Raw genomic sequence first — 14,281 nt, forward strand, 5'->3', positions numbered from 1 at the left:
TCACGTAGCCTATAGGTGGGGATGGTACAAGCACTCTCTTCAAAGGCTCAAATGCACTGGAGCTGACCGAAGCCAGGGCACAGCCAAAAACGCCGTACACATGATGTTGCAATTAAAGCGCTACCTATTGAAGAAGTAAAAGATCAACTGCGTGTACCTTGCTATATTAGAATAAAAACACACTAAATCAAAACAAATTAGGCTTAATTGTGGTATATTTGTATACAACAAAATTAACAACTGAACTTAACAAATCAGGCTATGAAAATTCTATTGACCGGAGTGACGGGGTATATTGGAAAACGTCTTTTGCCTGTGTTGTTAGAACAGGGACATGAAATTATTTGTTGTGTAAGAGATAAGAATCGTTTTGATACCTCGGCAATCCCGGGACATGTTCAAGTTGTTGAAGTCGATTTCCTGAATATTGAAAGTTTGAAAGAAATACCACTTGAAATTGATATTGCTTATTTCCTGATCCATTCCATGGCGACGCAGTCCGGTGATTTCCAGCAAATGGAAGCGCAATGTGCGACCAACTTCCGCAACTTTATGGAAAAAACCTGCGCACAACAGATCATTTATCTGAGCGGAATCATTAATTCAGATCACCTATCGAAGCATCTCGACTCGAGAAGAAACGTTGAAAACATCCTGGCCAGCGGGCGGATTCCGATCACCACCTTGCGAGCCGGTATCATCGTTGGCTCGGGAAGCGCATCTTTCGAGATCATTCGGGATCTTGTGGAAAAACTTCCGGTTATGATTACGCCCAAATGGTTGCAGACGAAATGTCAGCCTATCGCCATACGCAACGTGATCGAATTTATGATCGGTGTTATCGCCAACCCGCATACCTTTAACAAAAGCTATGATATCGGCGGTCCAGACATTCTTAGCTATAAAGAGATGCTGCTGCAATATGCTGCCGAACGAAAACTGAGGCGAAAGATCTTTGTTATCCCGCTCATGACGCCGCGGCTTTCCTCCTACTGGCTCTATTTTGTTACCTCGACGTCCTATAACCTGGCCAAAAACCTGGTCGATAGCATGAAAGTAGAAGTCATCTGTAAACCCAATAATCTAGCGGACGAACTCGGTATTACGTTGATCAATTACAGGCAATCCATCCAATTAGCATTTCAAAAAATTGAAAGCGACAATGTGGTTTCCAGCTGGAAAGACGCACAGACCAGTCACATTTTATCGGGTGGGCTCAGCAGGCTGCTGGAAGTGCCCAGTTATGGTTGCTTTAAAGATGTCCGCTCGGTTCCCCTCCACAACAGTGAAGCATCATTGACCAAAATATGGTCCATTGGAGGAAATTCTGGCTGGTATTATGGCAACTGGCTCTGGAAAATCCGTGGATTCATGGATCAATTGGTCGGCGGAGTGGGTATGCGAAGGGGACGAAAAAATAAAAGCGATCTGGCTGCAGGTGATGCACTTGATTTTTGGCGCGTGCTGATCGCCGATAAAAAGACAAAACGATTGCTGCTCTATGCCGAAATGAAACTCCCGGGAGAGGCATGGCTAGAATTTAAAATCGAAAATAATATCCTGCTGCAGACCGCGACCTTCAGGCCCCTGGGCCTTGCCGGAAGACTCTACTGGTATGCCGTATGGCCTTTTCATGGCTTCATATTTAGGGGCATGATTAATAGAATTGCTAACACGTAGAAAAGTATTTTTAAACGATGATTTATAATGAACAGGCCATTGCGGCATTTGAAAGAAGATACAGAGCAAATTTTATAAACTCGCTGGGCGGCTTTAAAAGCCTGGTATTGATCGGTACAAAAAACAGAGACGGGAGTGAAAACCTTGCCACGTTCAGCAGTTTGTTCCACCTGGGCGCAGATCCGGCTCTCTGTGGTATTATACTTCGGCCGGCGACAGATTTTAGCAGCACCCTGGATAATATCCTGGAGCAGAAATGGTATACGATTAATCATGTCTCACCCGAATTTGTACATGAGGCACACCAATGTAGTGCAAAATATCCTAAAGATGTTAGCGAATTTGAACAGGTTGGACTTAGCCCTGAATACCTGGAAAATATTCCGGCCCCTTTTGTTCAAGAAAGTAAAATAAAATTCGCCTGCAGCTTTGTTCAGAAAACAGCTATTGAGCTGAACGGTACAACATTGATCATCGGCCAAATAAAAACAGCTTTCGTGCCCGATAACTGTTTAAAAGAGGATGGTTATATCGATATCGAAGAAGCCGGGACAGTTACTTCTAGCGGTCTTGACAGCTATCATACCACAAGCCGGATTGAACGATTACCTTATGCGAAGCCTTAAGCAACTTTTCGCTAGGATTTTCATAAAGAAAGCACACAGTTCGGCTTTCTTCAAGACTTCACTTCCCAGAGCGGAAGATAATGTGTTACGCTATAGAATGTATTCTTTATCTTTGGTCTAATGGACATCAAGAAAAAATTTGGTAGTGCCTCATTTGGCGCAGACCTTATCTTACAGGCACTGAGTTGTTCTCCCGAGCCTACATCAATCTATACTGGAACAGAGATGACCATCCAGTTTGCCAATGAGGGCATGCTTTCCCTTTGGGGCAAAGACGCATCCGTTATTGGCAAAGCGCTGATCAGTGCTATTCCGGAACTGGAAGATCAGCCGTTCTTAGCTATTCTGCAAGAGGTTTGGCGTACGGGCAAATCCTATTCCGTGACCGAGGCACCAGCCAGACTCATTAAAAACGGTGTTCCCGTAACTGATTATTTCGATTATGAATATAGAGCCCTATTAGACGAAAACAATAAAACCTGGTGTATTTTAAACACTGCCCGCAACGTCACTTTAAGAAGGCAGCATCAGCAACAGATTCGGGAAAAAGAAAAAAAGGAACAAGGGCTGATGGAGGAAATGGCTGCAACGCTCGAAGAATTGACCGCTACAAATGATGAGCTCAACAGTTCCTTACAACTTCTGGCAGAAAGCCGTGAACAAGTGCGAACAATTATTGAGCAGGCACCTGTTGGCATAGCGATGCTGAAGGGTCCGGAACTTATTATTGACATAGCCAATCCGACAATATTAAAAATCTGGGGCCATCAGTTAGCCGATGTACAGGGCCGGCCCCACGAAATCGCAAGGCCTGAACTGCAAGGTCAGCCCATGAACGAGTGGCTCCGGGAAGCGTTCGAAAAAGGCGAACGTAAAACAAACAATGAACTTTCCATATTGCTGCGTCACAATGACGGGCTGCGGGAGGCTATTGTAAACTCGATCTATCAACCTATTTTTTCAACTGACAACAAAGTCACGGGAATTCTGATTATCCTGGAAGATATTACCGACCAAGTCCTTGAACGGCGGAAAAGTGAAAAAGATCAACACATGCTGTCCATGGCTATTGATGCCGGAGAGCTTGCGACGTTCTATTATGAGCCCAAAAATAATCTGTTCTCCGGAAATGCGCTGTTAAAATCATGGTTTGGTTTAGCCGATAAGGATCAATTGGATTTATCCGCCGCTATCTCTTCCATCATAGAAGAGGATCGGGAACGTGTAATGGCTGCCATAACTGAAGCACTTAGCGAAGAGTCGGACGGCAATTACTTTATTGAATACCGTATTTTCCATGCACAGGCCCCGAACGTTAGACTCGTGCAGGCACGTGGCAAAGTATTTTACGATGCCAAGGGAAAAGCAGTAAGTCTGAACGGTACTTTACGGGATATTACCGAACAAAAAGCTGAGGAACAGCGGAAAAATGATTTCATAAGCATCGTTAGCCACGAACTGAAGACACCCTTAACCTCTATAAACGCCTATCTTCAATTAATGCAGCGTCAGGCATTCCTTACAGCAAACACGAGTTATCAAGACATTACGATGAAATCCCTTCGGCAAGTGCAAAATATGAAGAACTTAATCAATGGATTCTTGAACATCTCGCGATTCGACTCCGGCAGAATGATGATCGAAAGAGAAGTGTTTGATCTGAAGGAATTATTTACTGAACTTGAAGATGAATTTAAATTGAGGATCAATTCTCATCAGATTGTCGCTGACCTGACGCAAAGTCTATCCATTGCTGCTGACCTGAATAAGATTTCGCAGGTAATCCAAAATCTTGTAGAAAATGCGGCCAAATATTCGCCGATAGGAACCCAGATTACATTTGGCTATTTGCCCACTGCAAATCAGGAAGTAGAGATTTTTGTCAGTGACGAGGGTATGGGTATTGCCGAAGAAGACCGGGATCAGATATTCGAGCGATTTTACAGGGCAGGAAAAGATAGAGTCGGAACAATCTCTGGATTCGGCATAGGCCTTTATCTCTGCCGTGAAATTGTAGAACTGCATAACGGACATATCGCTGTGGAGAGCAACTCGGCCGGAGGAACCACATTTAAGGTGCGGCTTCCCGCTCAGTAATGTAAAAATTGTTAATAGTATAAGTTCTTTTCTTCGGTTCTTAGCAAACACATACGCGGACATATTGGTCATTTAATTGCCTTTTTATGACTTTTCTTTTTTTAGATAGGCTTACTTTTGTCGCAAATGTTTCCCGTTCGGGATTTAAGAAGAGCAAGATGAAGAAAGAATCGCGCATCATATCGCTCATTGTAGGTGGCACTTTACTTATGGAGATGCTTGACACCACAGCGATATCGACGGCCTTACCCAAAATGGCACATGATTTTGAGAGTGATGTTGTACACCTCAGTGCAGGTATTACCTCTTACACCGTCATGTTAGCTGTATTTATTCCAATCAGCGGCTGGATTGCCGACCGCTACGGCGCAAAAAAAGTTTTCAATTTGGCGATTATCGGATTTATACTTTCTTCAATCGCATGTGGACTGAGTACCAACCTAACATCTTTCGTCATTGCACGTATCTGCCAGGGTACTGCGGGAGCCCTCATGGTACCGGTGGGACGTCTTATTGTGCTCAAGCACACCGAAAAGAAAGATCTGGTTGAAGCGATCGGTTATATTGCCTGGGCTGGGTTATTAGGCCCTATTATCGGCCCAGTGCTGGGCGGATTTTTTACAACCTATTTTAGCTGGCACTGGATTTTCTTTATCAATGTGCCCGTCGGTGTATTTGCGCTGTGGGCAGTGCATCAATTTATTCCAGCGATGGATTCCGAAAATAACCGTCCCCTTGATATTATCGGTTTTTTTATCAGCGGTATCGGTCTTGCCGGAATTATGCTGGGAACTGAAATGATCGGCGCAGCCAAAGGCGATTATACAAAACCAGTTGCGACAATTGTGGCGAGCTTTGCGCTGATGGCCGTTTCGATCTGGCACTCCAAACGGATCAAGTATCCGTTGATTGATTATAGTATTCTGAACGTAAAAACCTTCCGGATTACGGTATTTTCAGGCTCCATTACCCGTATGGTGATCAATGTTGCTCCTTTTATATTGCCCCTTATGTTACAGCTGGGTTTTGGACTGAGCCCCTTTCACGCCGGACTCCTCTATATGGCCAACATGTTTGGTAGTATGAGCATGAAACCTGTAGCCATGTGGATAACACGCAGATTTGACTTCCGCAAGGTCCTGATCGGCAACGGTATTATTTTAACACTAGTAACCGCCGGACTCTCCCTGCTTTCCATACAAACGCCGATCTGGCTGGTGGCAATTGTATTCTTTTTCTCGGGCCTTACACGCTCGCTCCAATTTACCAGCCTAAATACCCTGGCTTACGCAGACGTGCCCAATGAACAGATGAGCAATGCAAATACGCTATACAATACGGCACAACAAATGGCACTTGGTATGGGTATCGCCCTAGGCGCAGTGACACTACACCTGGCAAGCAGTTATTTTCAGGATACGGTTTATCAGATGCGGGATTTTAGCTTGGCCTTGCAGTTAATTGCTGGCTTATCACTCCTATCCTTAATCGAGTATTTCAAAATTAAACCAAGCGACGGAGCCAATTTAAGGGGTATATCCTTAAAGAAAGAAGTTCAGAATGCCGCTTAGTTTTTTAAATATTAGGTAGGCTTTTCGGTATTAGATAGGCTTTTGGGATTGTAGCCAAACTGCTTTTTAAACGCATGGGAAAAATGTGATAGATCTTCGAATCCCAGATCAACAAAGATGTCCGAAGCAGACCGCTTTTCTTCCTTTAGGAGATAATGTGCTTCATCCAGTCTTTTTTTAAGCATCCATTGGTGCGGCGAGGTTTGGAAAACCTTTTCAAAATCGCGCTTAAACGTGGCTAGGCTCCGACCGGTGAGACGGGCAAAACGCTCTAAATTGACGTTATACCTGTAGTTCTGATTCATAAAAGCTTCAAGGTCTATTTTATGCGGTTCAGAAAAATCAAACAGGATATTTTTCAGCGCTGGTTTCGTTTGCAGGAGGATCAGCAGAAGTTCCTTGATTTTCAGGTCGGTGAGTGATTTATTATTCAAATTGCTTTGGAGAAGGGCCTTCAGCGACACGATAAAATTTTCAAGAACCGCATTGACATCAATTTTAACCAGCGCTTCTGTTACGGTTGAATGTTCTGCTTTCAACTCATACTCATGCGCAAAGTTCTTTAGTGTTTCATCATTCAGGTAGATATTCAGACTTTCACAGGCGCCGTTTGGTGGCGGAATCTTTGCAAATTTCACCAGCTGGTTTTTTCTGATGAGATGAAAATCGCCCGGATGCGCAGTATGCTGGTCTCTATTGTCGGACAACATAAAACTTCCCGACAGCTGATATGAAATCGTATGCTGAGCCACAAAATTTTCCCCTTTTCTGCTCACTTGGTGGTAACAGGAATAGACAATATCGGAATTTTCCATCATAAAATTAGCGATCAAGACAAAGCGCCGCCCACACGACAACGCTTGTCAAATGTATAAAAATTTAGCTTAATACGGCTTTGATTTCAAGGTAAGGTTGCAAACCATATACGCCATATTCCCGTCCAATACCCGACTGCTTGAATCCGCCAAACGGAACCATGGGGTCGTGACTGAATCCATTGATACAAATCCGCCCGGCATCGATTTCTGCCGCCACGCGTTTGGCCCTTTCGCTATCCGCCGATGAGATGTAGGCAGCTAGTCCATAAGGCGTATCATTGGCAATTTCGATGGCTTCCGCTTCGGTTTGATAAGGAATAATACACAGAACGGGACCAAAAATTTCTTCCCGCGCAATGGTCATCGCATTGCTGACATTTGTAAAAATGGTGGCTTTCACAAAGTTGCCCTCTTCCAGACCTTCAGGTTTTCCCAATCCGCCGGTCAATAAGGTTGCCCCTTCCTCGATACCCGTTTTAATATACTGCTGTACGCGATCAAACTGCTTCACACTTACCATCGGTCCGATGTTGGTATCGGCATTTTGTGGCAGGCCGACAACCATACTTTCGGCAGTGGCCTTGGCTAAGGCATTTACCCGATCGAGCTTATGCTGCGGCACCAAGAGTCTTGTCGGCGCAATACAGGCCTGACCGCTGTTCATATAAGCGCCGTATACGGCCATCGGAATTGCTTTATCGAGGTCTGCATCATCCAGTATAATATTGGGCGATTTTCCACCCAGTTCGAGCGTAATACGTTTCATGGTATCTACCGCTCGTTTGGCGATGAATTTCCCTACGGCTGTAGAACCTGTAAACGAAATTTTGGCAATTCCGGAATTCTCGGTCAGTTCCGTGCCCACTACATTTCCGAGACCCGTTACCACATTGATTACACCTTTTGGTAAACCGGCTTCGTGAAAAGCTTCCATCAGCACATTCGTCTGCAAAGCACTCATTTCACTGGGTTTGACCACTACGGTACATCCTGCTGCGATTGCGGTAGCGACTTTACTGGCCACCGAACTGTTGCTGGCATTCCAGGGCGTAATAATAGCGACAACACCGACAGGCTGAAATCGCACTGAGGCGGCGTTAATTGTCCGTTCAAATTCAAAACTGCTGAGCACTTCGATCATGCTGTCAAACCAGGCTCCGGTATGTGCGTTGCTCATGCTGACAAATTGATGCGTTCCGCCGTATTCTTCGATCATCGTATCGATAAAATCCTGCTTTCTCCTTTCAATCGCAGTTTTCAGTTTTGTCAAATAACCGATACGTTCCGAAACGGTGGATTTTGAAAATGTCCGGAAGGCAGCTTTTGCCGCTGCAATGGCATTTTTTGTGTCGGTTACATCGGCTAAAGTGACTTGACCGATCTTTTGATTCGTAGACGGATTGATGAGCTCATAAATTTCCGTTCCGTGCGGGCTTACAAATTCCCCGTTGACATAAATCCTATTAACTGTTTTCATTTTGTTCCTATTTATAAAGCAAATTTAGCCGTACCATTTCAACCTAACTTGGCAAAAAAGCTCAATTATACTTTGCAAAAAAGCTCAGGTCGTAAAAAGGCGTATGGCTAGCCCTATTCAGTTCTGATTTTGGTAAACTATTGGATAAAATGTAAGCAATGAAAGGCCCCAAAGGACCTTTCATACTTTATGGAGATAATAGATGTTTACTTATTTTTCCAAAGGTAGCTTGACCCCCTCTTTGATTTCGTCATTGGCATGCAGCAAGATCTGATCACTCCTGTTTAGCTTTCCAAAAACTTCGGTAGAATCATGCGTGGATACCCCTTCTTTGATATCCACAAAATGTGTCTTACCATCTATGAGCTGGATCACATACAGCCTTTCTGTCGAACGTACAATACTATTGGAAGGTACCAATAACGAATTGGCTCCGGCAGACAATGGAATATCGACCTCACAGTATAAACCGGGTTTGAGCTTATTATCCGAGTTAGCCACATCGACCTCTATTGCTTCAGACTGCATGGCGCCCAAGGAATTCGCCGAACGGGCTATCATCCCTTCAAACACCTTATTCGGGGTATTATTAAAACGATATGCAACCTTTTTCGAGAGGTCTACTTTATCGACATAGGTCTCGGGGATCTGCACTTCCAACCGTAATTTATTGAGATCCTGCAGGATCAACAGAGGTTGATCATTGCCTTTCCCTGGTCCGACCAGTGCTCCTTCGGAGACATTACGCTGTACAATCACACCATTGAATGGCGCTTTGATGTTCAGGTAAGATTGCAACATTTCAACTTCTTCCACATTTGCTTTTTCCGACATGGCGACTGCTTCGTCGGCTTTCATCTTCGAGAGGGCATTGTCTAGATCAAGTGGGGATACTGCCCCTTCCTCCTTTGCGGCATTTTTGAGTCTTTTATATTTATCTTTACTCGCAGAAGCGGTCTCCTGTGCTTGTACAAAACGTGAATGTGCGGCCTGTACTGCAGCGAGCATTTCTGGCGCCTCCAGCTGCATCAGCAGCTGCCCCTTTTTAACAACTGCACCCCTGTCCACAAAGATATGCTTAACAAAGCTATTCATCTTGGCATAGATATTTACCTCATTAAAGGGTTTGAGCTTACCGGGTAAACGCACACTGCTGGACATGACTTTCTCTTGTATGACTGTTGTCTGATAGGTACTGGCCTTAGCCGGATTTTTTGGCGTCAGGTCAATCGGCTTTTCGGTTTGACCGCAAGCGGAAAGTAAGCCTGTCAGTAGTAGTAAATAGCCTATTTTTTTCATCCGTTTTATTTTCTTATTCATTACTCAATTGTGTCTTTAAGGCATCACTGCCATGGGCGATTTTATCTTTAAATACGATTCTCTTCCTGTTGCATAGCCACTTTCATCTTTATCGCCCTAGTTTATACTGCTGGGTTTCAATTCTGAAAGAACACTACATTTTTTTTAGTTTACACTATACTTGTCTTTTTCGACCAGTAACTTTTGATGATCGGGTTCGTCCTGCGGCAATAGTGATTCGGAATCGAACGTGGATTTTTCCTTCATCCACACAAACAGGGGCGGCAGGATAAATAGGGCAGCAAATGTGGAGGCAAATAGACCGCCGATCACGGCCCGGCCCAATGGTGCCGCCTGCTCACCCGTCTCCCCCATTCCCATGGCCATAGGAATCATTCCGGCAATCATTGCCATACTGGTCATCAGGATCGGACGTAGCCGCGTTGTCGCGCTGGCCAGCGCCGCCGTCCTGGCATTACGGAAATCCAATCGTAGTGCTTCCGCATTGGACACGATCAAAATAGCGTTGGCTACGGAGACACCAGTAGACATAATCATACCCATGTAGGATTGCAGATTGAGCGTCGACCCTGTGAGCAATAGCATCGCCAAGGATCCAAGGATCACCGCAGGAATAGTCACCAATGCGGTCAGCGAAAGCTTCACACTCTGATAATTCGCTGCCAGTAGTAGAAATATAACGACAACTGCACAGGCAAGCCCCAACTGCAAACTACCCATGGTATCAAGCAATAGTGTCGACATCCCTTTCATTTCCACCACAACACCACGCGGTGGAGCCGGGAGTTCACGAATAGCCTGTTGCACATCCGTTGTTGCCGTTCCCAGGTCTTTCTTATGGATATTTGCCATCACGGTCAAATACCGCCTAGGCCCCTGCCGGTCATACTCACCTGGTAGATACTGTGTATTAAAAGTGGCTATATCACCCAAGGTCGGTGTGAGCTGCCCTTTCACCAGCGGAATTTCGCGTAGCTCGTCCATTGTATTCATCACATATTCAGGCACCTGCACCTGTACTTGATAAGTATAGGTATTGTTTTCATCGAGCCACTGGATTTTCTGCGTAAACCGGCTCGAGGAAGTGCTGGCCGTTACCGATCGAGCAATATCATCCATCTGCAGACCAAGCTGGGATGCTTTGAGCCGGTCGATTGCAATGGAAATGGTTGGCAGTCGCAGCGGTTGTGCGATCTGCACATCACGCAGATAGTCGATGTGCCGCAATGCGCTGACAACCTGATCGGCATAGACCTTCAGTTCGTCCATTTTCTTTCCGGCTATGCGCACCTCGATCGGTGTTGCAGCCCCCTGGCTCATAATCTTTTCGGTCATATCGATAGGCTCAAAATTCAGGCGCAATTTGGGTAGTTTATAATGGATATTTCGTCGTAAAACATCTTTGAGTTCATCCATATTGACATGATAGTCTGCATTGAGGTTCACCTGGATCACGGCTTCATGCGTTCCGGTATTAAATACATAGAGGTTGCTGACTCCATAGCTGCTGGGCACCAGACCAACATAGGCCGAACTGATGGCGACCTGATGGTTCACCGTACTATCGATTACCTGCAGCACCTGTTTAACGGACTCTTCGGTACGCTCCAGCCGGGTTCCATCGGGCTCTTTGATCCTTAGCTGAAACTGCCCATTGTTGACTTTGGGCATCATGTCCTTGCCGATATACACAAATGCCGCAGCCGCAAGCACCAGCGTCAGCATCAGATAACCGATGATGACTTTGCCCTTATGGCGCATGGAGCGGTATAGATTGAAGCGATAACGCTTTTTGAACTTATCGAAAAAGCCCGGCGAGTCTGACTTAAAATGACCGATATGATGCTCTTTGAGCAGCCAGTTGGATAAAATAGGCACCAAGGTCTGCGCCATAAAGTACGAAGCGATCATCGTCAATCCAATGGATAAAGAAAGGGGCAGAAACATCGCCCGGGGAATTCCCGTCATCATAAAAGAAGGTGCAAATACGGCTAAAATACAGAACAGGATCAAAAGCAGCGGCACGGCAATCTCCTGACAGGCATTGTAGATCGCCTTACGTTTGTGCGTACCCTGTTCCTGATGCTGGTGTATGCTTTCGATGGTCACCGTGGCCTGATCCACGAGGATACCGATGGCCAGGGCCAAACCACTCAAGGTCATGATATTGATGGTCTGGCCAAACAATGTCAGTAGCAGGACGCCGATCAGAATGGACACCGGTATGGTTACGATTACGATCAGGCTGCTCCGCCAGTCGCGCAGAAACAAGAGAACCATGAGACCGGTGAGCAAAGCACCGAGCCCCCCTTCGTGCAAAAGGCTCTGTACCGAATTCATAACCGCTACTGATTGGTCAAATTCATAAGACACCTTCACATCCTCGGGCAGCAGATTCTGGATTTCCGGCAGCTTAGCCTTGAGGTTGCTGACCACTGCCCAGGTGGACGCATCCGATGTCTTAACGGCAGGGATATAAACAGAGCGCCGGCCATTGATCAGTGCATAACTTACCGTCACGTCCGAGGCGTCCGATACGCGTGCGACATCTTTGATATAAATCGGAATTCCATTTTTTGTCAGAATAGGGATATCAGCAAAATCTGCGACATTCTTGATCAGTGAATTGATGGTTGTCACATACATCGTGTTGTTGAGGTGCAGGTTACCGGATGGTGACATCACGTTAAATTTCGATAATGCCATCACCACCTCGTCGGCGGTCAGGTTGTAGCTCCGCAATTTATTGGGGTCAACATTGACCGTAATCGTCCTGGAGTTGGCGCCAAAAGGTGGCGGTGCAGAGAGACCCGGTACTGCATAAAACATGGGCCGCACCAGAGTACTCGCCATATCGTAAATCTCCTTGAGGCTTCTTGTCTTCGAAGATAGCACCAGTTGGCCCACCGGTAAGGAGGAAGCGTCAAAACGGACCACCTGTGGCGGCAGCGCCCCTGGCGGAAAAAACTTCATGGCGCGGTTTACCTGCAGTGCTACCTGCGCTGAGGCTTCGGCCATATCGGTATTTTCGTAAAAACTAAGTTTCAGGAGCGTAAGTCCCTGAATATTTTTGGCGGATATATTCTTGATTCCATTGACATAGAGAAACTGATCCTGCATCCGGGAGGAGAAAAAACCTTCCATCTGCTGGGGAGACATCCCGCCGTAAGATTCAATGACGTAAATGGTCGGTGAATTGAGCTGCGGAAAGATATCAATCGGTATTTTCAGTACAGCGAGTACCGAAAAGAGCAGTAGGCTCAGGGTGATGATCACTGTGGTAATCGGCCTTCGTAAAGCAGCTGTGACTAGTGACATAAGTAATTAGTTAAAAAGTTGAAGAAAGCCATCGACATTGTTCTGTGCCACCACCTGGTGGAACAATGCCAGATAATAATTATACTTGGCGGTGATGTAATCGCGCTCTGCCTGATTGAGCATGTTCTGTGCAACGTTGACCTCCACAATATCGATGAGACCATTTTTATATAGGGAAAACTTCTGGCGGTAGGCGGCATTGGCAGCTTTGGTCTGACGCGGAATTTCCTTCAAACGTCTTTCTGCAGTTGCCACTTCAGTGGTAGATTGTGCAATATTCATGGCGATGTTGGCCTGTTGTTCCTGTACCTTTTGCCCGGCCTCGTCCACCATAAGACGCTGCGTATTGAGTTTTACCTTTTTGCGGCGCAGATCAAACAGGTTGTAGTTGATTCCTAGACCAACAAGGTAGTTAGCGCGTTGCAGCCCAAAGCCATCGGCGAGCGAACCATAACTATTGTCGCTTTGCACACTGGATGCCCTGCCCCATACAGCCCCCGAGAGAAACAGCTTGGGACGGTAACTGTTGGCAACCAGCTTTTCTTCCATCTTCGTCTTGTCGAACAACGCATTATAATAGGCGATCATAGGGTGCTGACGGCCGCCATCCAGTTCAATCGGCGCGTTCTTTACCTGTTCGAAAAGAATCTTTTCCGCTGTGGTATCCGCTACAATCTGCGCTGGGGTCATACCCGCTAGCGTAGCCAGTTGAATTTGTAATTGCTGTTGCTGGTTATCCAGTTCAATGAGACCAAGTTGGCTACGCGATATTTCAGCATCGGCCATACTGGTATCCACGCCTGCCCGGATACCACTTTTGACCAGGGCAAAGATCGATTGCCGTATTTCCTGATTACGGGCTATACTGCGCGACTGGATACCGATGAGGTCATGCAATTTCAATAGCTGCAGATAACTATAAATCGTGAAGGACTGTAAGTCATACTTCGACTGTTCAAAACGACGGTTCTCCAAGGTCACCTCCGCCTGCGCAAGTTGGTCCTGCGCATTGAATTGACCAAAATTATAGACCTCCCACTGAAAAGCAGCAATGCCAAGATTGCTGCTCACAGCCTGATAGTTATTATTGGGACGTATACCACCATTATTGGTCGGTACCAAGCCAAAACCGAAGTAAGGCCCCGGCACATTATTATTTGATCCGACGTCTGCCTGATAAGAGAGCTGTAGGCTTGGCAGACGGTTGTTTTTGACTTCTACGGCGCGCGCCTGCTGCACCTGTGTACGGACGTAGTCGGTGCGTAGGGATGGCGCATGCTGCGTTACCGAAGACAACAGCGCATTGAGTTTGATAGGCACATGATTCTCCTGGCCATAGCAAAAAAAGCTACAGCAGAGCAGCACATGCCCCAT

At 46.0% G+C, this 14,281-nt stretch carries 9 protein-coding genes; 4 read left to right on the plus strand and 5 right to left on the minus strand.

What is annotated here, in order from left to right:
• Positions 1 to 261 precede the first annotated feature (261 nt).
• The 4 genes from ACLCDV_RS12835 to ACLCDV_RS12850 all read left to right on the plus strand — a co-directional run bounded on the left by ACLCDV_RS12835 (position 262) and on the right by ACLCDV_RS12850 (position 5,974).
• Positions 262 to 1,680 carry an SDR family oxidoreductase gene (locus ACLCDV_RS12835; protein WP_343566666.1) on the plus strand — a complete coding sequence of 473 codons (1,419 nt, stop codon included), beginning with the start codon at positions 262 to 264 and terminating at the stop codon, positions 1,678 to 1,680.
• A 17-nt stretch (positions 1,681 to 1,697) separates the two neighbouring features.
• Positions 1,698 to 2,306 (plus strand): flavin reductase family protein, encoded by a 609-nt coding sequence (locus ACLCDV_RS12840; RefSeq protein WP_411973902.1) that lies wholly within the window; start codon positions 1,698 to 1,700, stop codon positions 2,304 to 2,306.
• A gap of 120 nt (positions 2,307 to 2,426) precedes the next feature.
• Complete coding sequence (locus tag ACLCDV_RS12845) at positions 2,427 to 4,403, plus strand: ATP-binding protein (RefSeq protein ID WP_411973903.1); 1,977 nt, start codon at positions 2,427 to 2,429, stop codon at positions 4,401 to 4,403.
• Positions 4,404 to 4,489: 86 nt separating this feature from the next.
• A complete protein-coding gene (locus tag ACLCDV_RS12850) occupies positions 4,490 to 5,974 on the plus strand; it encodes a DHA2 family efflux MFS transporter permease subunit (protein ID WP_411973904.1) in 1,485 nt (494 codons plus the stop codon).
• Positions 5,975 to 5,985: 11 nt separating this feature from the next.
• Here ACLCDV_RS12850 and ACLCDV_RS12855 read toward each other — a convergent pair whose 3' ends face one another.
• The 5 genes from ACLCDV_RS12855 to ACLCDV_RS12875 form a co-directional block, all read right to left on the minus strand.
• Entirely contained in the window at positions 5,986 to 6,792 is an 807-nt protein-coding gene (locus ACLCDV_RS12855) for a helix-turn-helix domain-containing protein (protein ID WP_411973905.1), read from the minus strand.
• A gap of 61 nt (positions 6,793 to 6,853) precedes the next feature.
• Positions 6,854 to 8,269, minus strand: coding sequence for an aldehyde dehydrogenase family protein (locus tag ACLCDV_RS12860; RefSeq protein ID WP_411973906.1), 1,416 nt, complete (start codon positions 8,267 to 8,269; stop codon positions 6,854 to 6,856).
• A 210-nt stretch (positions 8,270 to 8,479) separates the two neighbouring features.
• On the minus strand, positions 8,480 to 9,568 hold the full coding sequence (locus tag ACLCDV_RS12865) for an efflux RND transporter periplasmic adaptor subunit (protein ID WP_411973907.1): 1,089 nt from the start codon (positions 9,566 to 9,568) through the stop codon (positions 8,480 to 8,482).
• 165 nt (positions 9,569 to 9,733) lie between these two features.
• Positions 9,734 to 12,907 carry an efflux RND transporter permease subunit gene (locus tag ACLCDV_RS12870; protein ID WP_411973908.1) on the minus strand — a complete coding sequence of 1,058 codons (3,174 nt, stop codon included), beginning with the start codon at positions 12,905 to 12,907 and terminating at the stop codon, positions 9,734 to 9,736.
• A 6-nt stretch (positions 12,908 to 12,913) separates the two neighbouring features.
• Positions 12,914 to 14,272, minus strand: coding sequence for a TolC family protein (locus ACLCDV_RS12875; protein WP_411973909.1), 1,359 nt, complete (start codon positions 14,270 to 14,272; stop codon positions 12,914 to 12,916).
• Between the last annotated feature and the right edge of the window lie 9 nt (positions 14,273 to 14,281).

The organism is Sphingobacterium sp. Lzh-3, from assembly GCF_046764375.1.
In the GTDB taxonomy this organism is placed as follows: Bacteria; Bacteroidota; Bacteroidia; order Sphingobacteriales; family Sphingobacteriaceae; genus Sphingobacterium.